The organism is Priestia sp. ABM2_011 (assembly GCF_056158845.1).
Genome location: NZ_JBSWUB010000001.1, coordinates 4,433,095 through 4,456,407, shown reverse-complemented (window position 1 = coordinate 4,456,407; position 23,313 = coordinate 4,433,095). Strand labels below are relative to the sequence as shown.

Here is a 23,313-nt window from a genome sequence, read left to right as displayed (position 1 = left end):
GTTTTTTAGCCTTCAGAATGAATTTAATATCCAATGGGAAAGCTGTTTTTATCTCCTTTAGAAAACGAGGTCCTCAGCATGGTGCTCTTAATCTTTACAACGGTGATTTCTATTTTGAGTGTACTAGTCATGCCAAAACGTATCAGCTGGATAGAAATGTACACAACTTCTTTGTTTGTTATGTTTTTAGGATCGGTAGCAGATATATATCTTGATGTTAAATATGATCTTTATGGCTTCTTTAAAACAGGAGTAGATTTTGAATATCTTTTAGTCTTTATTTTTATTTATCCTGCGACGAATAGTGTATTTTTAAATTTTTATCCTGGGAGCAAGAGTTTGGCTAAAAAAGCTTTATACATTACAGTGTGGGTAATTCTTACGACATTGTTTGAGTACATTTCTACCCAAACGGAAGTGTTTTATTATAATGGATGGAAGATTCTATACTCGTTTTTTTGCTATCCGTTTCTTTATATAGCAATGGTTTTAAATTTAAAAATGATACGCAGGCTCCAGGTTATCGATAAGCAAAAATAGAAATAAAAAAAAGTAATGATAAATCATAAAAAAATGATATTTTATTAATGGCTACATATGTAATATAGTAAAAATAGAAAATAAACGAGGCAGCATATAAGCAGGGTTAAAAAACATCAAAACGGGAATCTTGACATTAACTTCATGTTTTTAACCATGTATTGTGAATGAATATACTCAATGCTAAATAATATGTTGTAGAAGGAATTTAGTAAAGGAGGCAAGAAGATGTTTAAGCGTAGTGAAAAAATCCAAATTCATGGCGTAACGTTTCATGGAGTCATGAGTGCGAAGCAAAAAGCGGCCCTGCACGAAATTGCTAATGTAACAGACGAAAAAGACTGGGATGGGCTAAAAGGTGTGTATTGCTTAGGCAGTGTAAAGGTGCAAGGAAAAGATGTGTTAGGTGTGTACTATGGCCAATTTAATGATAACCTTCCAAAAGAGAAGCGCAAACTTCAGTTTGAAATTGACTATATTAAATATACAGTAACGGAATGTCCTATTGTCTTTATCGATACAACAAAAAACAAAAAGCCTCATCAATTTGCTTTTATCATTCTGCATGAATTAGGCCATCATGTGGATCGTATGACAAATGGAACGCTTTTAAAAGAAGGAAATAGAACGCAAGAAATGTTTGCTAATACGTATGCCTTAGAAAAATATTCAAAAATAGAAAAGTTCCAAACAAAGAAGTTAAAAAAGATTCCATTTTTAGAGGAATCTCTTACTCAGTGGAATAAAACTCCTCATCCTGGAGCGTACTCTCTTAGAGTTCAAATTGAATAATTCACGAGAATAGTTCCTCTCTCTCCGTTTTTTATTTTCCTACCTTTTTCCTCTTCCTGTCTTTTATCCTTTCAATGAACAAAAAGGATTTAATTACCCATAAAGTTTTAAAAGTTTTTATAGTACGAATTATTTACACTATACCCTCCTGTAAATTATGATTATTTTAAGAAAAAACAGAAAATTTTAAAGTTTTAAGGTACAACTTAATAGTGAACAAGCGATGTTGTAATCGTATAGACGAACTGGCATACATATGCGAGTCATACATACAAACGAATCGCTTCCACTGTTATGAAAGCGGATTCAAAAATAGGAGGGGTAATAATGTTAGCTATTCTTGGGTTTTTGATGGTTTGTACATTTATGTTTCTGATTATGACAAAACGATTAACGCCGCTTATTGCTTTAATGGTTATTCCAGTATTGTTTGCAATCATAGGGGGATTCACAAGCGGTATTGGAGAAATGGCTTTAAATGGTGTAAAAGAATTAGCACCTACAGGCGTTATGTTAATGTTTGCTATTTTATATTTTGGGATTATGATTGATGCTGGTTTGTTTGATCCAGTTGTAGGAAGAATTTTGAAAATCGTAAAAGGTGATCCACTAAAAATCACAATTGGTACAGCTATTTTAGTTCTTATTATCTCATTAGACGGAGACGGAACAACAACATATATGATTACGCTTTCAGCGATGCTTCCGCTTTATAAAAAGCTAAACATGAAGCCAATGATTTTAGCCTGTATCGCCATTATGGGTAGTGGAGTTATGAACTTAACACCTTGGGGTGGACCTACTGCTCGTGTGATGAGTGCATTGAAGTTAGATGCTTCACAGGTGTTTACACCACTGATTCCAGCCATGATTGGCGGAGCTGTTTGGTTGTTATTCACGGCTTACTATTTCGGGAAAAAAGAGCGCCAGCGCTTAGGTGTTATTGATATTCAAGACGTTACAAATGCTCAAGTAGCTTTTGCAGAAGCAGCAGCCGCTGAAGGAATCGAGTACAAGCGTCCGAAGCTTTTATGGGTAAACTTTGCTTTAACAGCTCTATTATTAGTAGGACTTATCACAGCAGTTATGCCGCTTCAAATTCTATTCATGATTGGATTTGCAATCGCTATCATGATTAACTATCCAAATTTAGAAGTTCAAAAAGAGCGTATTACTGCACATGCTGGTAATGTACTTGCTGTTGTGTCTCTTGTATTCGCAGCAGGCGTATTCACGGGTATTTTATCAGGTACCAAAATGGTAGATGCAATGGGTAATAGCTTAGTAGGATTAATTCCAGATGCGTTAGGGCCTTACATGTCTGTGATTACTGCCATCACAAGTATGCCATTTACATTCTTTATGTCAAATGATGCTTACTACTATGGGATTTTACCAATTATTGCTCAAGCAGCTTCAGCATACGGTATTGATGCTGCAGAAATTGGCCGTGCTTCATTGATTGGTCAACCTGTTCACTTACTAAGTCCTTTAGTTGCTTCTACGTATCTATTGGTCGGTATGGCAAAAGTCGAGCTTGGCGAATTTCAGCGCTTTACTTTAAAGTGGACGATTGGAACAGCTATGGTGATGCTTTTAGTAGCTATTATTACAGGAGTTATTACGCTGTAAAGATCAGGAAACTAAAAACTTATCAATTCCGCTTTTGGGATTGATAAGTTTTTTTGTCTAAAAAGCTTTTGGAATAAGGAGCGGATATACAAAAAATTTTGATAAAATAAAAGAAGAATAGAACTATAAGGTAAAGGCTAAAGGTGCGATGAAATGAAAAAATGGTTTCAAGTATCGCTGCAAACAAAAATCGTAGGTTTATCCGCAGCATTAATCATAACTGTTATTGTTCTTTTAGCGAGTATTTTCTCTTACATGCAGTTTGTAGAATCTAAAAGGCAAGCCGAGCAGCTGGCTCTTCAAGCAGCCAAATCAATATCATTTATGCCGGAAGTCAAAGCTGCTTTTCAAAAAAAACAGCCGAGTCGATATATTCAGCCGCTTGCCGAGCAAGTGAGGGAACAAATCGGAGCAGCAAGTATTGTGGTTCAAAACCGTGAGCAAATCATCTATTCTCATTCTAATCAAAAATGGATAGGAAAGAAAAACAAAGAGGCGGTTAACGATAGAGCACTATTATTCGGCGGATATTATACGCTGGACGGAGAGGGAACCACAGGTCCTGCTATTATGGGGAAAGCGCCTATTGTCATCAGTCACGGAAAGTATACGGAAGTCGTGGGAGTGGTGACGGTTGAGTTTTTAAAATCTCATGTTCACGCTCAGCTCATTACGCGTATTCAGCAAATTATCCTATTTTCACTAGCTGTTTTATTGCTTGGTATGATCGGGGGTATTTTTTTAGCTAAAAGTATTAAAAAAGATACTCTTGGTCTTGAACCCCATGAAATCGCTTCTTTGTACCGTGAACGAAATGCAATTTTACTTTCGATAAAAGAAGGAATTATTGCTATTGATCATCAAGGCTTTATTACGATGATGAATACATCAGCTAAAAATATGCTGGGGTTACAGACGGAATATTTACATCATCATATCATTGAAGTATTTCCTTATACGAATATGATTGAAGTGCTAGATACGGGAATAGCCCGAAGCGACCAAGAAATTTTTTTGAATGAAAAAACGTTTATCTTAAACTTAACACCCATTATTGAACATCAGCGAATTGTAGGAGTGGTCGCTAGTTTTCGTGATAAGACAGAATTAAAAAGCTTAATCAATACGATTTCAGAAGTACGAAAGTATTCAGAGGATTTACGAGCTCAAACGCATGAGTTTACGAATAAGCTGTATGTTTTGTCGGGTTTGCTGCAGTTAGGGCAGTACAAAGATGCATTGGAGTTTATTCAAAAAGAATCAGCCGTACACCAAACGCAAAATCGTATTCTATTTGATCAGATATTAGATTCCAAAGTTCAAGCAATATTGCTTGGGAAGATTGGAAAAGCATCTGAAAAGAAAATTCATTTTTCGGTTGATTCGGAGAGTACACTCGATACGCTCCCAGAACATATTGAAATTTCTCATCTCATTATCATTATTGGGAACTTAATTGATAATGCATTTGAAGCCGTGAGTCAGCGGTCTAAAAAAGAAGTGTCGTTTTTTATTACCGATATTGGTCATGATTTAATTATTGAAGTGATGGATAACGGACCCGGTATATCAGAAGAAGTACTAAATCAAATTTTCACAAAAGGGTTTTCAACCAAAGGTACAGACAGAGGGTACGGACTGGCAAATATAAAGAAAATGGTAGATGAACTTGGAGGATCTATTGAAGTGTATAATCAGCCAGAAGGAGGAGCCATTTTTTCAGTTTACCTTCCAAAAAACTGAATCATGAGAAGTAAGGGGAGAGTCGAAATGTTACGAGTCGCAATTGCAGAAGACGATTTTCGAATTGCTCAAGTTCAAGAGCGATTTTTATTAGAAGTAGATGGTGTAGAAGTCGTAGGCAAAGCGTTGAATGCAAAAGAGACGCTTGAAATGCTAAAGGAGAAGAAAGTTGATTTACTTCTTTTAGACATCTATATGCCAGATGAAATGGGAACAGATTTACTCCCAAAAATCAGAGCCCAGTTTCCACAAGTTGACGTTATCGTGGTAACGGCTGCAACAGAAAAAAACATTGTAGAAATCTGTTTGAGAAACGGCGTCGTTAATTATTTGATTAAGCCGGTTATGATGGAATCCTTCATTAATGCTATTAAACAGTATCAAGAGAAAAAGGAACTGTTTAGTACGCATGAAGAAGTTGATCAATCATTTATTGATGCGTACTTTGGACATGTCAGAACAAAGCCAAAAGCGGATAAATCTCTTCCTTCAGGTATTGATGGTATCACATTACAAAAGTCAAAAGACATTTTAAAAAGCATCAAAGGAATTACGATCGAAGAGATGGGGCAACACATGGGAGTATCTAGAACGACAGCTAGACGATATTTAGAGTATCTAGTATCAACCGGTGAATGTCACGTTGAATATGATTATGGGATTATTGGAAGACCGGAGCGCAAGTACTATTTAGCGTAGCATTAGCCTTGAAGGATGGTATATATGATCAAAAAGCTCATGATAGTGTTTATAAGTGCATTGCTTGTTAGCTGTTCTACTCCCTCTAAAAAAGACCGCATTAGTATGGAAAAAATTGAAATTGTGGCAGCCGGTGCAAAAGGCGGAGGAGCAGATGCAACAGTAAGAGCCATTCAACAAGTGCTAACGGAAAAGAAGATTGTGAAGGTACCCGTTTCTGTTAGTAATAAAATAGGTGGGCAAGGTGAAGAAGGATGGAAATATATTAAACAGAGAAAAGAAGGAAATATTGTTTCCGGGAATTCCAGTTTGCTGATTACAAATAATTTGCTAGGGCAAAGTCAATTAACCTATAAAGACTTTACTCCGCTCGCTATTTTAACATCTGAATGGGAGGTCATCGTAGTTCCTGTTAACTCTCCTATATACAATTTAAAACAGCTCATACGCACGTTAAATCAAAGTGAATCCAGTATGAAAGTGGGAATATCACCTCGATTAGGAAACGACGATCATTTATCGTTCATGCAGCTAAATAAAAAAGCAGGCGTAGACTCTTCCAAGCTTGAGTTTTTCGTTTATAACAGCAGTCATAAAGTAATTGATGCGCTCGTTCATCATCAGCTAGATGTAGCACCCATGTCATTATCAGAAGTAAAAAAGCAGTATGAACAAGGGCAGGTAAGGATACTCGCCGTTTCTTCTCCTAAAAGGCTAGAAGAGCTAAAAGAGATACCGACGTGGAAAGAAGCGGGAATTGACGTAACGTTTAGCCATTGGAGAGGTCTAATGGGACCGCCTAATATGACCAAAGAACAGGTAGCATATTGGAATAAGGCCGTGTATGAAATGGTTCATACAAAAGAATGGGAACAGCTTCTTAAAGATAATGATTTAACCTCTTTTTATAAAAATAGCAGCGGTGCTAAAGTCTTTCTTGAGCAGCAAAGCAAGCTGTATTCTGACTTAATGGGCGGAGCAAATGATGAATAAATACAATAGAAAAAGGTTGGGACAAAAGGATTTTAGATGGAGTGAAAAACGAACCATTGATTAAAGTTTTTAATTCTTGGTTCGTTTTTTTGTTGTGGTAAGTGTAGTTTCATTTGTTTCGTTCCTTCTAGCAGTTGATTGGAGAGCAAGACGAAGACTCCTGCGGGAAAAGCGGAACAGGTGAGACCCCACAGGAGCGTGAGCGACGAGGAGGCTCCCCGGCCGCCCGCGGAAAGCGAAGTCTTGCACGGAAATCAACTGCGGTGTCTTAAGCAGTTCCGCTCATATATCCCATTTGTTCGTCTTTAGAATTAGATTCATTTCGGTATGTCTCAACCTTTTTCTGTCAGTGTACATCTTTTAAATCCAAGTTTTGAATGAACTCAATAAAAGCTTTTACAATGTTAATTTTTAAGGAGTCCTCATGATAAAACATCCATGTGCTGCGCGTTAAAGGTACTTGATCTTTAGTTTTTAACGTGTATCTGTAAATCTCTGCAGCATCGTCAAGCAGCATACTCGGCAAAATCGCATAGCCCAGTCCGTTTACAACCATCTTTTTACATGTTTCTGCTTTATCTACTTCAATGCTGACAAGGGGAGGCTGAGAGTAATTTTCAGCCCACCAGTTATCAACGGATGTTTTTAAAAAACGATCTTGATGATAATCAATTCGAGGTAGATTGGGAAGATTGTTTATGTCGACAGGCTGTGCAGACGCAATGCAAATTGTTTCTTTAAAAAGCAGCTCTTTTTGATCTTGCCAGTTATAATCACCTTTTACAAACGCAATATGAACATCGTGCTTATAAAGCAGATGAGCCATGTCGCTGCTCCATCCGGTTGTGACTTTGAATTCAACATCAGGAAATCGCTCTTTAAATAAACGTAATAGTCCAGGGAGCTTGTAGTCAGTGAAAAAGTTAGACACGCCTAGACGTAAAGTTCCGGTTAATTGATCATCCATGTTTAACACATTTTCTTTTATTTTTTGAACCGTAAGCAGCATTTCTTCTGCGCACTTCACTAAATATTCTCCCTGCGGTGTAAACTGAACTCCGCGGCGCCCTCTATTTACAATCTGAACATGAAATTCCTTCTCCATCTGCTGCAGTCTATGCGTAAGCGCAGGCTGAGATATAAATAGCTCCTTGGCTGCTTTTGTAATATTTTTCTCACGGTACAATACTTGTAGAATAAGCCAATCTCGATCGTCCATACTATCCCTCCAGGAATAAAAAAAATGAATGGTTTATAATAAAATTTCGATATTTTAATTATTTCTAAAATTATACTATAGTTAAGAAGAGAAATGTTCGGTGTAAGAAAGAAAAGCCTTGTAGAAGGAAGGAAGTAGGTATGAACGCAAGAGTTGTTTTTTTACAATCTATATTTTTTATTCTATTAACAAGCGTGGGAGGATTTCTTTTATCGTTAACAGGCTTATCCATTGGCTGGATGCTTGGGACTCTCATTTTAGCTGCTATTCTAGCTTTTCGAAAGCCGCGTTTTTTATCTCAAACAAGCAAAAAAGGCATTCCAAAATATTGGCTGTACGCTGGACAGTGCATTTTAGGGATTGAATTAGGTCAAAAGATTAACTTATCTGTGGTGACTACGTTTCAATCTCACTGGTCCACCATTACGATTATGCTTTTGCTGTCCGTTGTTTTTTCTCTTTTATCCGGTTATTTGCTATGGAAGTTCAGTTCCACAGACTTATTAACAAGCTTTTTCGGTACGACTCCGGGTGGAATGAGCGCCATGCCAGGCATGGCTGAAGAAGTAGGAGCCAATACGGCAGTTGTAAGCATCATTCAAACGATGCGCGTGTTTTTAGTTGTGCTTGCTGTTCCTTTATTTGTAGTCTATTGGGGAAGTAATACAGGACGGCATGCAGTGTCCGTTACCCCGAGTGTTTTTGAGTGGGGATCACTGTTGTGGACAGGCGTTTTAATTGTTACAGCAGTAGTCGGCTATTATATAGGGAAAAAACTAAAATTTCCTGCTCCTTGGTTAGTAGGAGGAATGCTTACTGTTGCAATTGTTCAAACAGCTGCTTCATCGTACGTGGGGTATAATCTTCAAGCATACTGGCCTCATTCTGTGATGATTTTATCGCAAATTTTTATTGCTTCAAGCATTGGTTCTCGCTTTCATAAGGAAATGTTCATTGGCGTAAAAAAAATTATGGTTGTGGCGCTTATTAATACAATTGGTTTAATCGCCGCCATGTTTGTATGTGCACTATTCGTTTCCAAAATAACTGGAATTGAGCTTATCACGTCTATTTTAGCGTTTGCTCCTGGAGGCATTGCAGAAATGGCGACTACATCCATTGTACTGCAGGCTGATTCGACGTTAGTAGTAGCGGTCCAAGTGCTTCGTATTTTAACAATTTGGCTGCTTCTGCCTCCGCTGTTTCGCATGTTTCATCAGTGGGGAGAAAGAAAAAGAATACATTCACACGTTTCATAATAAATATGTGAATGCACTAGGTAGAGTAAGAGAGAGTTTTAAAGAGGGAAATGGGGGGAGAATAGATGAGTAATAAAGAAATGGTGGTCAGTCAGTTCGGGGGGAATGCCGGAAAGTATGTCAAAAGTAAAGGTCATGCAAAAGGCAAAGATTTAGCGGTTTTAGCGGAAATTGCTGAAGAAAATAGAGGAGGAAAGCTGCTTGATGTAGCGACAGGAGGAGGACACGTGGCAAATAAGCTAGCACCTGTCTTTCAAGAAGTAACGGCTTTTGACTTAACTCCTCAAATGTTGCAAAGTGCTGAAGGCTTCATTAAAGAAAATGGTCATGAAAATGTATCGTTTGTTCAAGGAGATGCTGAGGATATGCCATTTCAAGATGACGAGTTTGATACGGTAACGTGCAGAATTGCACCGCACCATTTTCCTAATATTAAACAGTTCATCAAAGAGGTATACCGAGTGTTAAAGCCAGGAGGACAGTTCTTGCTCATTGATAATGTAGCACCGGAAGTGAATGCTTATGACGAGTTTTATAATCGAGTTGAAAAGACAAGAGATCCAAGCCATTATCGTGCTTATAAAAAAACAGAGTGGCTTTCTATGCTTGAAATGCAAGGATTCCGTACAGAAGTGCTGACAACTTTTCCAAAGCGCTTTTTATTTGATGACTGGTGTGCGATGATGAATGTTCCCCAAGAGACAAAGCGTGAGCTTACTCAATATATGCTGAATGTACCAAGCGGATTTAAACAGTTTTTCGAAATCAAAACGAATCAACAGGGAATTGAATCGTTTCAAGGAGAAGCAATCTTTGTAGCGTGCTACAAACATAAATAAAAAGAAGCCAACTCCGGTGAGTTGGCTTCTTTTTTTACTTATGCTCGTTGGTTTGAACGATTTCCAAAATATTGCGTAATACGGTCTAAAATAATTGCTAAAATAACGATTGAAATTCCAGCTTCAAAGCCCGTGCCGACTTCAAGTCGAGAAACTGCACGATATACTTCTGCACCAAGTCCCGGAGCACCTACAAGAGAGGCAATAACGACCATTGAAAGAGATAGCATGATGCTTTGGTTAATTCCTGCCATAATTGTTTTTGTAGCTAATGGAAGCTGTACTTTAAATAATTTTTGTTTTGTTGTTGAACCGTAGGCATTTGCTGCTTCTACTAAGTCAGCGGGTACTTCACGAATACCTAGGTTCGTTAAGCGAATCGTTGGAGGCATTGCAAAGATAACAGATGAGATAACACCTGGCACCACACCAATTCCAAAGAAGAAAAGTGCTGGAATCAAATACACAAATGCCGGCATCGTTTGCATAAAGTCTAAGATTGGCGTAATAATCCGAGCTGTCTTTTCGCTTTGAGATGCCCAAATGCCTAGCGGGATTCCTACTATAATTGAAATTAATACGCTTGTTAAAACGAGGGCTAGTGTGTCCATTGTTTCTTGCCAGTAGCCAAGATTAAGAATAAATAATAGACCAATCATCGATAAAATAGTAAATGACCATTTTTTACTTGAAAACCAAGCAATGATTCCGACAATTAAGATTAAAATTAATGCTGGTGGAAAGGTTAGCACTAGTACAATAAAACTTACAATACCATCGACAATAGCTGAAATAACATCAAAAAACCCTTTGATATTATCATTTAAAAACGTGACAAAATGGTCAATCCAATTGCCAACGGGAATTTTAGGAATACTATTCATTTACGTTCACCTCATTACTATCAGTACCGGCAAGTGCTTCAATCACTCGCTCTTTTTTAATGATGCCGCGCAGACGATGGTTTTCATCTACAACCGGTAGCGGGAAACGGCTGATAACCATTTTGTCGTACAAGTTTTCTAGTAGCGTATCTGTCGTAACAGTCGGAATATCCGTATCTAATACGTCTGCTGTCAGTTTATCTTGTTTAATGGCGCGGCTGATATCATCTGCCGTTACAACTCCTAGAAGAGTTTTTTTCTTGTCTACGACGTAGATGCTTGAATAACCAGCTTCTTGCATAATTTTAAGAGCCACGCGCGGACCACGGTCTACGGTAATGGATTCGGCACGATTCATCACGCTTTCAGCTGTGTATACTTTAGCTACATTAACGTCTTCGACAAAGCGCTCTACATAATCATTGGCAGGGTTTGTCATAATTTCTTCAGGTGTTCCTACTTGAACAACACTGCCGTCTTTCATTAAAACGATGCGATCTCCGATTCGAAGAGCTTCATCAAGATCATGGGTAATAAAAATGATTGTTCGCTCCATTTTTTCTTGAAGCTCCAGCAAAAAATCTTGCATGTCTTTACGAATAAGCGGATCTAGTGCACTGAATGCCTCATCCATTAATAAAATGTCAGGGTCATTGGCAAGTGCTCGAGCTAGTCCGACGCGCTGCTGCATACCGCCGCTCAGTTCACCGGGATATTGATTTTCGTATCCTTTTAAACCTACTAATTCAAGCGCTTCTTTTGCTTTCTTTTCGCGTTCGGCTTTTGGTGTACCTTGAACTTCTAATCCGTATTCTGTGTTATCAAGAACCGTACGGTGAGGGAATAAAGCAAAGTTTTGGAAAACCATGCTCATTTTTTTTCGGCGCATGTCGCGAAGTTCCTCTTTGTTCATTTTTACTACATCGTCACCGTCTAAAATAAGAGATCCAGATGTTGGTTCAACAAGGCGGTTAAACATGCGAACTAAAGTGGATTTACCGCTTCCAGACAGGCCCATAATGACGAAGATTTCACCGGATTTGATTTCGAAGTTTGCTTGATTAACTCCAATTGTCATTCCTGTTTCTTCTAGAATTTCTTTTTTTGTTTTTCCTTTTTGAAGTAAATCAATCGCTTTTGACGGATTCTTACCAAACACTTTGGTTATATTTTGTACTTTTAATTTTACGTGTTCCATATGTCCACCTCAATTGTTGTTTTCTTTTACGTTCATTACTTTTTCGTCCAACTATCGATTAACTTTTTATGTTTTTTTACCCATTTCTGTGCTGCTTCTTCAGGGTTTGAAGATTTTTCAACTTGTGACAGAAGAGGACTGATTAATTTATCGTTCATCTGTGCATTATTCATCCATTTTATGACTTGAGGATTTGTCTTTTTAAATTCCTTGCTTGTCATTGTGTAAATGTTGTCAGGGTCTCCAAACGAGTTTTTAGGATCTTCTAAATATTTGATGTCAAAGTCTGCAAAAGCCCAGTGAGGATTCCACATAGTAACAACAATTGGTTTTTTTGCCTCATAGGCTTTGCGCAGTTCACTGAGCATAGCTGCCTCAGACGATTTTACAAGCGTATAGCTTTTAAGGTTATAATCTTTTAACGCTTGTTCGGCTAATCCGTTAATGCTGGAGCCTGGGTCAATTCCAATAACTTTGTTATCGACATCAGAAGCAACCTTAGCAAGGTCTTCTGTTGTGTTCACGTCTTTCATATAGGCGGGAACCGCAAATCCTAAGCGCGCATTTTTAAGCCAAGGGTCTTCAATGTTTACTTGATCTTTATACTTTTTGTAAAAAGGCGCATCTGTTGTAGGAAGCCATGGTGCAAACGAAATATCAATGTCGTTATTAGCTGTTCCTACCCAAACACCGGCTTTCTCTAAGAAAACAGTTCTAACCTTATAACCTCGATCTTCTAAAATCTGTTTCCATACGTACGTGTAGGCAATGTTTTCAGTATAGTTATTCATGCCGATGGTAATGGTTTTTTTATCTTTAAAGGCGCCATTACCGTTGCCGCAAGCTGAAGTAATAACTAGAAGAAAACAAATCATGCTGATTAAAAATAGTTTCTTCATGCAATGTAACTCCTTTATAAAGTTTTAAATCAATATGACTGATATGTAGAACGGATGCTAAACACAACGAAGTGTATACCCGGTTTTTTTAGGTGGTAAACATAAAAAATATAAAATGTGAAATAGAGTGGGTGATTTTTCGGCGTTATAAAGTTATTTTTAGCTAAAAATGTACATCGTAGTTAAGAGAAAATATGGGAAATAAATGGATAAAATAAGTGACTGTAGAATCAGTCTTACATGTTATCACTCTTTTTTTTACTCCGTCAACTTCAAGTCAAGAGTAATTCGGCAATTGAGCCGTATAAACCGATACGAAAAAATATCTTTTTAATAAAGTTATTTTTTAGGAAGAATAGGTGATTAAAGAGCTTTGCATCAGCTTTTACCTTGAATTGTAAAAGGAAGAAAGATAACAGTGAGACATATAAGAAACGTGAGAGGAAATTGATAAAATAAAAAAATATTTTTGAAGCCAGCATACGGATAAATTTTTGATTGAATTTAAAGATTCAGAAAATTTTATCTTGCATAATTTCAACTTCTTATAGTAAAATGAATGAAAGTCATTCATTTTATAGGTGGAGGGAAAAAGTTGGTTACAAGCACAAGTGAAAAATACGATAAGATTTTACAGGCAGCGATTGAAGTTATATCTGAAAAAGGACTTGATAAAACATCAATTTCAGACATTGTAAAGCGTGCAGGCGTAGCTCAAGGAACTTTTTATCTTTATTTCAGATCCAAAAATGCCCTTGTTCCTGCTATTGCAGAAAACTTACTTTCTTTGTCGCTTGAAAAAATTAAAGAAAGAGCTAAAACAGCAACAAATTTTTTAAGTACATTAGAGGTGATGATTGACGAAACGTATAAAACAACGGATGAATATAGAGATGTTCTTGTTTTATGCTATTCGGGGCTCGCTTTTGACTATTCATTAGAAACATGGGAAGCTATTTATTTACCTTATTACAACTGGTTTGAAGAGGTATTAAATGAGGCAGTGAAAAAAGAAGAAGTCATCAAGCATCTTAACGTTAAATGGACAGCTAAAACGATGATCAATTTGATTGAAAACGCTGCTGAACTTTTTTATATCGGGCGAGAGCAAGATGTCACACTTGAACAATCGAAGGAAGAACTTTTTCAATTCTTAAAGCGTTCTCTTGTGCCATTGTAATATTAGCGATGCTAATATTACATCCATTAAAATGACTGACATTCATTCAAAATATACAATTAGTTATCAGAATTATAAGTTTTTAAAGGTTTAAAATGACTGACAATCAGTCGTTATTCGACAAGGAGGTATTTTATGGATCGTACAGCCGTTAAAACTTTAGCTTTGAATATGTACATAAACGGAGAGTGGAGAAAAGCAGAGAAGCAGCGTCCAACTGTTAACCCAGCGACAGGTGAAGTAATTGGATATGCTGCAGAAGGCAGCGCAGAAGATATGAAAGCAGCAATTGAAGCTGCACGGGAAGCCTTTGACAGCGGAATTTGGTCTGAGACTTCTGCATCTGAAAGAGCAGCTATCTTATTTAAAATTGCCGATAAGCTTGAAGAAGCGAAAGAGGAATTAGCAGCGCTAGAAACAATAGATAATGGAAAGCCCTATCGCGAAGCTGAGGCTGATGTGGAAGACGCAGCTGCTTGTTTTAGATATTACGCTGGATTAATTACAAAGCCAGACGGTCAAACGTACAGTGTTCCTGCACCTATGCAAGCAATGGTTATAAAAGAACCAATGGGGGTGTGCGGACTGATTGTACCTTGGAATTATCCGCTCTTGATGAGCGTGTGGAAAATTGCACCTGCTTTAGCTGCAGGAAATACGATTGTATTTAAACCTTCTGAAGTGACACCAGTTACTCCTACAAAACTTTTTGAGATTTTAGAAAGCGTAGGATTGCCAAAAGGAGTAGCAAACCTTGTTATGGGAGCCGGAGATACTGTGGGAAATACGCTTATTCAAGATAAGCGTGTTGATAAGATTTCTTTTACAGGCGGAACGGTAACTGGAAAACACATTATGCGTCAAGCAGCAGAAAATGTAACGAAAGTCTCTTTAGAACTTGGAGGAAAGTCACCGAACATTATATTTGCTGACGCTGATTTTGAAACAGCTGTAGATTATGCCTTGTTTGGAATTTTTGCAGGGAGCGGCCAAATTTGCGCTGCAGGTTCTCGTATTTTAGTAGAAGAAAGCATTGCTGAGCGATTTATCGAACGTTTTGCAGAGCGTGCTCAAAAAATTAAAGTAGGAAATGGAATGGATCAAGAGATTGAAATGGGCCCTCTTGTAAGTGAAGAACATATGAAAAAAGTATTAAAGTACATCGAAATTGGAAAGCAAGAAGGCGCTCGCCTTGTATGCGGAGGCAATCGAATCACCAGCAGTGGGTTGGAAAAAGGTTTTTTTGTAGAACCTACGGTTTTTAGTAACGTTACGTCAAATATGAAAATTGTGCAAGATGAAATCTTTGGGCCTGTTGTCGTTATTCAAACGTTTAAAGATGAAAAAGAAGCTATTAAGCTTGCAAATGATACGGAATATGGTTTAGCAGGCAGCGTGTTTACAAACGACGGTGCAAAAGCTCTTCGAGTGATTAAAAAGCTGCGTGCGGGTATCACTTGGGTAAACACGTATCATTTTACGTTTAATGAAGCGCCTTGGGGCGGATATAAGCAGAGCGGAATTGGCCGAGGGCTAGGAACGTTTGGTTTGGAAGAATTTCAAGAAGTAAAACAAATTAATATTAATTTACAAGTAGAGCCAATCGGCTGGTTTAAAAATTAAAAAGTAGAGAAGGAGCGATATTAAAATGAATACAGTGACGAAAAATCAAGAGGTAAACAAAGCATACGGTGAAGTAAACGAATATATCAACAAAGTGCTGGGACTTATTGAAAAAAGTGAAGTATCAGCTGAAGAAGCACAGTGGATTACGAAAGAAACAGTAGACGGATTTCGCGAGCATGTCAACCCAGGCTTTTTAGAATATCGTAAAACGGTAACGGTGGATACGCAGTTTGCAGCTGTTGAATGGTCAGATGAAGGTTCTTGTTTTACTGATGTAAACGGTAAAAAATACATTGATTGTTTGGGCGGATTTGGAATTTATAACGTGGGGCACCGTCATCCTAAAGTAGTCAAAGCTGTTCAAGATCAGCTTCAGCGTCAAGCGCTCCATAGCCAAGACTTATTAGATCCACTTCGTGCGATGCTTGCGAAAATTTTAGCAGATATTACACCGGGGGATTTGAAGTATTCCTTTTTCACAAACAGCGGAACAGAAAGCGTAGAAGCCGCTTTAAAACTAGCGAAAATGTATAGTGATCGAACAACGTTTATTTCCACAACACGTTCTTTTCATGGAAAAAGTCTAGGTTCTTTATCAGGTACGGCAAAAGGAATGTTCCGTAAACCATTTCTGCCGTTAATTCCAGGTTTCCGTCACGTGCCGTTTGGTGATATTGACATGATGCGCAAAACATTTGAAACGTGCGCGCTTGTAGGGGAAGATGTGGCAGCTGTTTTATTAGAACCAATTCAAGGAGAGGGCGGCATTATTCTTCCTCCTGAAAATTATTTAAAAGAAGTGCGTGCACTGTGTGATGAGTACGACGCTATCTTAATTTTTGATGAAGTTCAAACAGGTATGGGACGTACCGGTGAAATGTTTGCATCAGAACTATATGATGTTGTACCCGATATTTTATGTCTTGCTAAAGCGTTTGGAGGAGGAGTTATGCCTGCTGGGGCAGTCGTAGCAAAAGAAAAAGTGTTTTCAAGCTTCTTTGATAATCCGTTTATGCACACAACAACGTTTGGAGGCAACCCGCTTGCCTGCGCAGCGGCTATTGCAACTATTAACGTGTTGATTGAAGAACAGCTGCCAAACCGCGCGAAAGAGCTAGGGGAATACTTCCTTGCTGGTTTAAAGAAAGCTGCTGAAAAACATGGAGATAAAGTACTTGAAATCAGAGGGCAAGGTTTAATGATTGGAATTGAATTTCACCAAGATGAAATTGGCTACGCGCTTTCTAAAGGTATGTTTGATGAAGGAATTCTAGTAGCTGGGACGCTTGTAAACTCTAAAACAATTCGTATTGAGCCACCGTTGACTATTTCAGCGGAAGAAGTAGATCAAGTCATTTCTACATTTGAAAAAGTATTAAATGAGCTAAGTAACCAATAAATGTAACAAGGAGCAATGAATATGAATCGTCAAACGTTTCTTATTCCCGTATTGCTTTCGATGATTTTAGTAGTACAAATGCCTAGCGACTAACTGAAATTATCGAAACGGAGGAGTAAATCATGAAATATCCATTGTCCCCAGATGTCAAACCAGAATTTTGTACAACAGGCTCATTTATGAGGCTTCCAGCGGAAAGAGGAAATGCAAAAGTAGGGCTAGTAGGGATGCCGTTTGATACGGCGGCATCTTTCAGAGTAGGTGCGCGTTTTGCACCTCAAGCCATTCGGCAAGCTTCCATGACGCTGTTTCCTTATCACCCGGTACACGACGTATACCCATTTGATGATACAAATGCCATTGATATTGGTGATGTGCCGGTTATTCCGCACAATATTCACAGAAGCTATGAATTGATGGAAGAAGCGGTAGGAGCTCTTATGGATAGAGGAATCGTTCCTATTGGAATCGGAGGAGATCATTCCGTTACTTTAGCAAGCCTTCGTGCTGCTGCTAAAAGATATGGCCCAGTGGCTATGATTCATTTTGATTCTCATACAGATACGTGGGATACGTATTATGATGAAAAATATTGGCACGGATCTCCTTTTATACGCGCATATGAAGAAGGGCTAGTAGATCCGAACAAAGTTTTTCAAATTGGTATTCGCGGAACATTAAATCATCCGGGAGATGTTCAAGAAAGCAAAGATCTCGGTTACCATGTAGTAACGGCAGGAGAGCTTGAACATCAAGGGTTTTCATTGATTTTGGAGCAAATGAAGACAGCGATTGGAGATACCCCGTGCTTTTTAACATTTGATATTGATTTTGTTGACCCTTCGTGTGCACCGGGAACGGGAACGCTTGAAGTAGGCGGATTCAGCAGCAGAGAAACGCTGCAAATGATCCGTTCTCTAACGGGATTTAACTATGTTGGATTCGACTTGGTAGAAGTGCTGCCTTCTTATGATCCAACGCAGATAACCTCTTTGCTTGCAGCTACAATCATTCATGATTTTGCTAGTTTAGTTGCAGTGAAAACGAAAAGAAAGTCATTGGATACGACGATTGAATAATGGCTTGTAAGCAGAAATCCCTCTCATTCAGAGGGTATTTCTGCGTTGATATAGCAGGAGATTAGGAACATATAGCTATTTAAAATAAAGCGCTTTCATAATATGATAAAAGAAAAAGATAGTTTGTTAGCAACCCTTACCAACTTAAAGAAATAAATCATATATTTGCTTATAGTAAATGTAACAACTCTTTATATAAAAATGAATGAAAGTCATTCATTTTTATATAAAGAAATTAAACCATATGCATTTATGGATTAAATTGTCAGAATGTTCTTAATAAAGTGAAGGGGGAAGATAAATGAAACATGAAACAGTAACATTAAAAAGGTCGTTGAAATTATGGCAGATTGTATTAATGGGGATCGGATATATGACTCCGATGGTAGTGTTTGATACGTTTGGGATTGCGTCTGATATGACGAATGGACACGTTCCCACATCTTATATCATAGCCCTTGTCGGGATGCTTCTCACGGCAGTAAGCTACAAAAAGATGATTCAAGTGTTTCCAAATGCAGGCTCAGCCTATACATATACGCAAAAGACAATCAATCCACATTTAGGGTTCCTAGTTGGCTGGTCTGCACTAATGGATTATCTCTTTTTACCGATGGTTAACGCACTTATTTTTCAAATTTATTTATCATCTATTTTTCCTTCGGTACCATCGTGGATTTGGGTTGTCAGTTTCGTCATTATCGTTACGCTGCTAAATTTACGAAGCGTTAATTTCACCGCCAATTTCAATACGTTTCTTGTTGTATTTCAAATGACGATTTTAGTATTGTTTGTTGCTGTTTCAATCAAAGCCTTGCTAGGCGGAATGGGGGAAGGAACACTTTTTTCTATGAAGCCCTTCTTTAATCAGAACATGACGTCATCAGGGCTAATAGCAGGAGCTACACTTATGTGTTTTTCCTATTTAGGGTTTGATGCAGTGGCTATGTTATCAGAAGAAACGCCCAATCCTAAAAAAACGATTCCGCGAGCTATTTTTTTAGTTGCGTTAATCGGAGGAGTCATGTTTACCGTGACATCTTATTTTATTCAAGCGGTTTTTCCGACGTTAGAAGGATTCAAGCATCCAGACGCTGCGGCTCCTGAAATTGCTATGTATGTGAGCGGTACGCTGTTTCAAATTGTCTTTTTAGCTGGAGGAATTGCAGGAACATTATCATCAGGCATGTCATCGCATGCAAGCGTTTCGCGTTTATTATACGTAATGGGACGCGACCGAATTTTACCTCAGTCATTTTTTGGTTATGTTCATCCTAAGCTGCGTACACCTTCGCGAAATATTGTATTAGTCGGAGTGGTATCAGCAACTGCCATTTTCTTTAGTCTGGCAACGGCTACGTCATTTATTAATTTTGGAGCACTCATTGCGTTTTCTTTTGTTAATATTTCGGTTATTGCGCACTATGCTGTTCATCAAAAGCAGCACCGGTCGGCTAAGGGTTTTTGGTCATACATTATTATGCCACTATTAGGAGCAGCAGCGATTGGCGTTTTATGGCTCAACTTGGAGCGCAATTCATTTTTACTTGGGATTGGCTGGGCGATTGCTGGTTTAGTTTATTTGGTGTATGCAACGAAAGGTTTTAGAAGGCAGCTGTCTTCCATTGAGTTTAAGGAAACAGAAGAAATGTCACCTTTGATGAAAGTCGGAGAAAAGTAAGGATAGAAACTACCTGTTTAAGCCTATCTTATTAAGGAAGCCACATTTATGGATTACGTATTTTGAACGTGTTACTATGTAAGAACGATAAGATAGAAAAAGGTAGGTAAATTATGATTAAAGCAGTTGTGTTTGATTTTGATGGATTAATTATTGATACAGAATCAGTGTGGTACGAGGTTTACCGCGAAATGTTAGAAGACAGGGGAGTAGATCTACCGATTGCAACGTTTGCTTCTTATGTGGGAACGGATGCTACGGCACTTTACGATTATTTGCTTGAGCAGTTTAACAATGAGTTCACGAAAGAGGAACTGGCTCAAGAATCGTTAAGACGTCATCAAGAAAAAATGAAATCGTTAGTAGCACGAGAAGGTGTAGCAGAGTACTTGGCAGAAGCAAAAGAACTTGGATTAAAAATTGGCTTAGCAAGCAGCTCATATCGCGACTGGGTAACGGCATTTTTAAAAGAGCTAGATTTGCTGCACTATTTTGAAGTCATTCAAACGCGCGATGATGTAGAAAAAGTGAAGCCAGATCCGGCTCTTTACCGAAATGCAATTGAAAAGCTAGGAGTAGAACCCTCTGAAGCTTTAGCATTTGAAGATTCTTCTAATGGAGCAAAAGCTGCCATGGCAGCAGGCTTGCGCTGTGTGATTGTACCAAATCCGTTAACTAAACATCTGTCATTCGAAAGATATCACTTACATATCGAATCGATGAAAGAGAAAAGTTTAAAAGAAGTGATTCAGTATCTTTGTATTGAAGACTAAAGCGAAAAGCGGCACATTTTCCAAAAGAAAATGTGCCGCTTTTTTTATTGTTTTACTGCTTCTTCAGTCAAATCAAAAGGATTATCTACAGGGTTATAGACGCCGTCGTAATGTTTTTTAGTTATTAGAATAATAAGTCAATAACCTTTAAGGAAATCCTAATTCAGTATTAGTAATAGCTTCATTTATGTTTCGTTATAAGGGAAGAAGTTTCATTGACACTCTGGAAGAATATGTTTTAAGATTACTTCCAAACAGTCTTAATTCTTAGTTAATTTATGTATTTAATTAGTTTTGGAGGTTTCTATGGGTAAACATATTTATTTAAATGCGTTTGATATGAATTGTGTTGTACATCAGACACCTGGTTTATGGACGTACCCAAGTGATCAAGCGTCCGAATATAAAACGTTAGATTACTGGGTAGAGTTAGCTAAGCTATTGGAAAAAGGAAAGTTTGACGGTTTGTTTTTAGCTGATGTATTAGGCATTTATGACGTTTATAGGCAAAGTAACGAAGGAGCTCTTAAACAAGCTGCTCAGCTTCCGGTGAATGAACCAACTGCACTTATTTCCGCTATGGCGTATGCTACAAAGCATTTAGGGTTTGGGGTAACGGTATCTACTACTTATGAGAAGCCTTATGCGTTTGCGCGAAAATTTTCGACATTGGATCATTTAACAAATGGCCGTATTGCATGGAATATTGTGACTTCATACCTTGAAAGTGGATCAATCAATCTAGGATTAGAAGAACACTTTACGCATGAAACCCGCTATGATATTGCCGATGAATTTTTAGAAGTCTGCTATAAGTTGTGGGAAGGAAGTTGGGAGGAAGGAGCTGTTGTAAAAGATAAAGAAAAAGGAATTTTTACACTTCCAGACCGGGTTCATCCGATTAATCATAAAGGGAAGTGGTTTAGTGTTCCAGGCGTACATTTATCAGAACCTTCACCGCAGCGGACTCCAGTTTTATTCCAAGCAGGAGCTTCTGCACCAGGAAGAGAATTTGCTGCCAAACACGCTGAATGTATCTTTACAAGTTTTCCTACTAAAAAAGTAGCCGCAGATTACGTGAAAAAAATGCGCGCTCAAATTGCTGCAGAAGGCAGAGACCCAGATAGCGTATTAATTTTTAATTTATTTACCCCAATTGTTGGACGAACAGAAAAAGAGGCTGAAGAGAAGCTTGCCCAGTTTGAGAGCTATGTCAATTTCGAAGGAGCAGCCACGCTGTTTAGCGGCTGGACGGGAATTGATGTTTCTGCCTATGAGCCAGAACAGCTCATTGAATTTATTGCAAAGAATTCGGTTCGTTCTGCTTTAGAGAAATTTACAATAAGTGATCCCGATAGAAAGTGGACGATAGAAGAAGTAGTGAAATTTGTCAGTATCGGAGGGATGGGCCCAGTTACTGTGGGTAGTCCAGAACAAGTAGCTGATTTTATGGAAGAATGGGTAAACGATACGGGCATGGATGGGTTTAATATGGCTTATGTGACCACACCGGGAACGTTTGCTGATTTTATTGATTTAGTGATTCCTGTTTTGCAGGAAAGAGATTTATTCAAAATGGATTACAGTGAAGGAACTTATAGAGAAAAGCTATTTAAAAAATCACATTTCTTGCCTGATGAACACTATGGCGCTCGATATCGAAAGACGAGCCAAAAGGAGAGTTTAACATGACCGCGACCACTGTAAAGGAAGAAATTTATCTTGATCAAGCAAAAAAGCTGTCCGTTTCTTTTGCAAAGGATGCAGCGCAAAGAGATAAAGAAGGCGGAACACCCAAGCAGCAAAAAGATGCTATTCGCCAAAGCGGGCTGTTAAATTTATTAATTCCTCAAAAATATGGCGGAGAAGGCGGGAAATGGTCAACAGCTTTGGCTATTGTTCGAGAGTTGGCCAAAGGCGATGCAGCATTAGGCCACTTATACGGCTATCACTCCTTGTTTGTCTCAGATATTCGAATCAAAGGTACAGAAGAACAGCAGGCTTATTTTTATCCTTTATCTGTTCAGCAGCAAGCTTTTTGGGGAAATGCCTCTAATCCTTTAGTAGAAAGTCTAAAAGGCGATAAGCAATCACAAGGTTATCTATTAAATGGAACAAAAGCTTTCGGTTCTGGTTCACCTGATTCTCAGTACTTATGGCTATCGTTTAATGATAGAGAAACGGGGCAATATTTAAACGGAGTCGTGCCTACTGCGAGAACAGGCATTACCGTCAAGGATAACTGGAATGCGATGGGACAAAGACAGACGGGAAGTGGAAATGTAGATTTTAAAAATGTACGAATAGAAGAATATGAAGTGGTTCAAGATTTTGTTGAAAATCCTACTCCTTTTTCAACTATTGGAGCCTCGCTGTCGCAAATTATTTTAACGAATGTCTTTATAGGAAGCGCTTTTGGAGCAATTGAAGAAGCACAAAACTACACGGCTTCTAAAACACGGCCTTGGTTAACATCAGGGGTAGAAAAAGCTTCGGATGATCCAGGTATACTGCGAAAATACGGTGAACTTTGGATTCAAGCGAAAGCAGCCAGTGCACTTGCAGATGAAGCAGCTCTCATATTGGATGAAGCGTGGGAAAAAGGCAGAAAATTAACGGAAGAAGAACGTGGAAATCTAGCAGTTCACGTAGCGGCTGCCAATGTTTTCGCTGGTAATGCTGCACTGGATATCACAAGTAAGATATTCGAAGTTATGGGAGCGCGTTCGGTTCATGCTGAATACGGATACGACCGATTCTGGCGTAATGTAAGAACTCATACTCTTCATAATCCAGCTGAATACAAGCTTCGAACGGTTGGGAACTGGGTGTTGAATCATCAGTACCCTACACCTAATCCGTATGCTTGATTTAAAAA

21 protein-coding genes are annotated in these 23,313 nt (G+C 38.3%); 17 read left to right on the top strand and 4 right to left on the bottom strand.

The genetic code is table 11. From position 1 onward, the window contains the following. Window positions 1-78 precede the first annotated feature (78 nt). From ACXAE4_RS23505 to ACXAE4_RS23475, 7 genes are all read left to right on the top strand, one after another. Window positions 79-540, top strand: coding sequence for a CBO0543 family protein (locus ACXAE4_RS23505; protein WP_028412122.1), 462 nt, complete (start codon window positions 79-81; stop codon window positions 538-540). 228 nt (window positions 541-768) lie between these two features. Continuing rightward, window positions 769-1,332 (top strand): ImmA/IrrE family metallo-endopeptidase, encoded by a 564-nt coding sequence (locus ACXAE4_RS23500; protein ID WP_028412123.1) that lies wholly within the window; start codon window positions 769-771, stop codon window positions 1,330-1,332. A 327-nt stretch (window positions 1,333-1,659) separates the two neighbouring features. Next, the gene (locus ACXAE4_RS23495) at window positions 1,660-2,964 is read left to right on the top strand and encodes a CitMHS family transporter (protein WP_028412124.1); all 1,305 of its coding nucleotides are present in this window, start codon (window positions 1,660-1,662) and stop codon (window positions 2,962-2,964) included. A gap of 153 nt (window positions 2,965-3,117) precedes the next feature. Beyond that, on the top strand, window positions 3,118-4,707 hold the full coding sequence (locus ACXAE4_RS23490) for an ATP-binding protein (RefSeq protein WP_028412125.1): 1,590 nt from the start codon (window positions 3,118-3,120) through the stop codon (window positions 4,705-4,707). A gap of 27 nt (window positions 4,708-4,734) precedes the next feature. Beyond that, the gene (locus ACXAE4_RS23485; RefSeq protein ID WP_028412126.1) at window positions 4,735-5,406 is read left to right on the top strand and encodes a response regulator; all 672 of its coding nucleotides are present in this window, start codon (window positions 4,735-4,737) and stop codon (window positions 5,404-5,406) included. Between the two features lie 24 nt (window positions 5,407-5,430). After that, on the top strand, window positions 5,431-6,399 hold the full coding sequence (locus ACXAE4_RS23480) for a tripartite tricarboxylate transporter substrate binding protein (RefSeq protein WP_028412127.1): 969 nt from the start codon (window positions 5,431-5,433) through the stop codon (window positions 6,397-6,399). Window positions 6,400-6,533: 134 nt separating this feature from the next. Continuing rightward, entirely contained in the window at window positions 6,534-6,671 is a 138-nt protein-coding gene (locus tag ACXAE4_RS23475) for a hypothetical protein (protein WP_165573233.1), read from the top strand. 74 nt (window positions 6,672-6,745) lie between these two features. Here ACXAE4_RS23475 and ACXAE4_RS23470 read toward each other — a convergent pair whose 3' ends face one another. Further along, window positions 6,746-7,618, bottom strand: coding sequence for a LysR family transcriptional regulator (locus ACXAE4_RS23470; RefSeq protein WP_028412128.1), 873 nt, complete (start codon window positions 7,616-7,618; stop codon window positions 6,746-6,748). 140 nt (window positions 7,619-7,758) lie between these two features. Between ACXAE4_RS23470 and ACXAE4_RS23465 the strand changes: the two genes are divergently transcribed. Further along, the gene (locus ACXAE4_RS23465; protein ID WP_028412129.1) at window positions 7,759-8,877 is read left to right on the top strand and encodes an AbrB family transcriptional regulator; all 1,119 of its coding nucleotides are present in this window, start codon (window positions 7,759-7,761) and stop codon (window positions 8,875-8,877) included. A gap of 65 nt (window positions 8,878-8,942) precedes the next feature. Continuing rightward, window positions 8,943-9,716, top strand: a complete 774-nt coding sequence (locus ACXAE4_RS23460) for a class I SAM-dependent methyltransferase (RefSeq protein WP_028412130.1) — start codon at window positions 8,943-8,945, stop codon at window positions 9,714-9,716. Window positions 9,717-9,754: 38 nt separating this feature from the next. Here ACXAE4_RS23460 and ACXAE4_RS23455 read toward each other — a convergent pair whose 3' ends face one another. From ACXAE4_RS23455 to ACXAE4_RS23445, 3 genes are read right to left on the bottom strand one after another with little or no spacing between them, the layout of a single operon-like run. Beyond that, entirely contained in the window at window positions 9,755-10,600 is an 846-nt protein-coding gene (locus tag ACXAE4_RS23455) for an ABC transporter permease (protein WP_013081885.1), read from the bottom strand. Then, a complete protein-coding gene (locus ACXAE4_RS23450) occupies window positions 10,593-11,798 on the bottom strand; it encodes a quaternary amine ABC transporter ATP-binding protein (RefSeq protein WP_013081886.1) in 1,206 nt (401 codons plus the stop codon). The genes ACXAE4_RS23455 and ACXAE4_RS23450 overlap by 8 nt, the downstream gene beginning before the upstream one ends. Before the next feature lie 35 nt (window positions 11,799-11,833). Further along, window positions 11,834-12,697 carry a glycine betaine ABC transporter substrate-binding protein gene (locus tag ACXAE4_RS23445; protein ID WP_028412131.1) on the bottom strand — a complete coding sequence of 288 codons (864 nt, stop codon included), beginning with the start codon at window positions 12,695-12,697 and terminating at the stop codon, window positions 11,834-11,836. Window positions 12,698-13,292: 595 nt separating this feature from the next. Between ACXAE4_RS23445 and ACXAE4_RS23440 the strand changes: the two genes are divergently transcribed. From ACXAE4_RS23440 to ACXAE4_RS23405, 8 genes are all read left to right on the top strand, one after another. After that, window positions 13,293-13,877 (top strand): TetR/AcrR family transcriptional regulator, encoded by a 585-nt coding sequence (locus tag ACXAE4_RS23440; protein ID WP_098113710.1) that lies wholly within the window; start codon window positions 13,293-13,295, stop codon window positions 13,875-13,877. Between the two features lie 135 nt (window positions 13,878-14,012). Further along, window positions 14,013-15,500, top strand: coding sequence for an aldehyde dehydrogenase family protein (locus ACXAE4_RS23435; RefSeq protein ID WP_098113711.1), 1,488 nt, complete (start codon window positions 14,013-14,015; stop codon window positions 15,498-15,500). Window positions 15,501-15,525: 25 nt separating this feature from the next. Next, window positions 15,526-16,902, top strand: a complete 1,377-nt coding sequence (locus ACXAE4_RS23430; RefSeq protein ID WP_028412134.1) for a putrescine aminotransferase — start codon at window positions 15,526-15,528, stop codon at window positions 16,900-16,902. A gap of 122 nt (window positions 16,903-17,024) precedes the next feature. Next, window positions 17,025-17,981: an agmatinase gene (gene speB / locus ACXAE4_RS23425; protein WP_028412135.1), complete on the top strand. Its 957-nt coding sequence runs from the start codon at window positions 17,025-17,027 to the stop codon at window positions 17,979-17,981. A gap of 301 nt (window positions 17,982-18,282) precedes the next feature. Beyond that, entirely contained in the window at window positions 18,283-19,662 is a 1,380-nt protein-coding gene (locus ACXAE4_RS23420) for an APC family permease (protein WP_014461429.1), read from the top strand. Window positions 19,663-19,778: 116 nt separating this feature from the next. Continuing rightward, entirely contained in the window at window positions 19,779-20,435 is a 657-nt protein-coding gene (locus ACXAE4_RS23415) for an HAD family hydrolase (protein ID WP_028412137.1), read from the top strand. A 306-nt stretch (window positions 20,436-20,741) separates the two neighbouring features. Further along, entirely contained in the window at window positions 20,742-22,127 is a 1,386-nt protein-coding gene (locus ACXAE4_RS23410) for an LLM class flavin-dependent oxidoreductase (protein WP_099330630.1), read from the top strand. Then, complete coding sequence (locus ACXAE4_RS23405) at window positions 22,124-23,305, top strand: acyl-CoA dehydrogenase family protein (RefSeq protein WP_099330631.1); 1,182 nt, start codon at window positions 22,124-22,126, stop codon at window positions 23,303-23,305. Before ACXAE4_RS23410 ends, ACXAE4_RS23405 begins: the two co-directional genes overlap by 4 nt. Window positions 23,306-23,313: the final 8 nt, after the last annotated feature.

What these genes read in the sequence shown, in the direction of transcription:
- ACXAE4_RS23505 (WP_028412122.1), top strand. Translation starts at nt 79, where the DNA reads ATGGTGCTCTTAATCTTTACAACGGTGATTTCTATTTTGAGTGTACTA.
- ACXAE4_RS23500 (WP_028412123.1), top strand. Translation starts at nt 769, where the DNA reads ATGTTTAAGCGTAGTGAAAAAATCCAAATTCATGGCGTAACGTTTCAT.
- ACXAE4_RS23495 (WP_028412124.1), top strand. Translation starts at nt 1,660, where the DNA reads ATGTTAGCTATTCTTGGGTTTTTGATGGTTTGTACATTTATGTTTCTG.
- ACXAE4_RS23490 (WP_028412125.1), top strand. Translation starts at nt 3,118, where the DNA reads ATGAAAAAATGGTTTCAAGTATCGCTGCAAACAAAAATCGTAGGTTTA.
- ACXAE4_RS23485 (WP_028412126.1), top strand. Translation starts at nt 4,735, where the DNA reads ATGTTACGAGTCGCAATTGCAGAAGACGATTTTCGAATTGCTCAAGTT.
- ACXAE4_RS23480 (WP_028412127.1), top strand. Translation starts at nt 5,431, where the DNA reads ATGATCAAAAAGCTCATGATAGTGTTTATAAGTGCATTGCTTGTTAGC.
- ACXAE4_RS23470 (WP_028412128.1), bottom strand. Translation starts at nt 7,618, where the DNA reads ATGGACGATCGAGATTGGCTTATTCTACAAGTATTGTACCGTGAGAAA.
- ACXAE4_RS23465 (WP_028412129.1), top strand. Translation starts at nt 7,759, where the DNA reads ATGAACGCAAGAGTTGTTTTTTTACAATCTATATTTTTTATTCTATTA.
- ACXAE4_RS23460 (WP_028412130.1), top strand. Translation starts at nt 8,943, where the DNA reads ATGAGTAATAAAGAAATGGTGGTCAGTCAGTTCGGGGGGAATGCCGGA.
- ACXAE4_RS23455 (WP_013081885.1), bottom strand. Translation starts at nt 10,600, where the DNA reads ATGAATAGTATTCCTAAAATTCCCGTTGGCAATTGGATTGACCATTTT.
- ACXAE4_RS23450 (WP_013081886.1), bottom strand. Translation starts at nt 11,798, where the DNA reads ATGGAACACGTAAAATTAAAAGTACAAAATATAACCAAAGTGTTTGGT.
- ACXAE4_RS23445 (WP_028412131.1), bottom strand. Translation starts at nt 12,697, where the DNA reads ATGAAGAAACTATTTTTAATCAGCATGATTTGTTTTCTTCTAGTTATT.
- ACXAE4_RS23435 (WP_098113711.1), top strand. Translation starts at nt 14,013, where the DNA reads ATGGATCGTACAGCCGTTAAAACTTTAGCTTTGAATATGTACATAAAC.
- ACXAE4_RS23430 (WP_028412134.1), top strand. Translation starts at nt 15,526, where the DNA reads ATGAATACAGTGACGAAAAATCAAGAGGTAAACAAAGCATACGGTGAA.
- speB (WP_028412135.1), top strand. Translation starts at nt 17,025, where the DNA reads ATGAAATATCCATTGTCCCCAGATGTCAAACCAGAATTTTGTACAACA.
- ACXAE4_RS23420 (WP_014461429.1), top strand. Translation starts at nt 18,283, where the DNA reads ATGAAACATGAAACAGTAACATTAAAAAGGTCGTTGAAATTATGGCAG.
- ACXAE4_RS23410 (WP_099330630.1), top strand. Translation starts at nt 20,742, where the DNA reads ATGGGTAAACATATTTATTTAAATGCGTTTGATATGAATTGTGTTGTA.
- ACXAE4_RS23405 (WP_099330631.1), top strand. Translation starts at nt 22,124, where the DNA reads ATGACCGCGACCACTGTAAAGGAAGAAATTTATCTTGATCAAGCAAAA.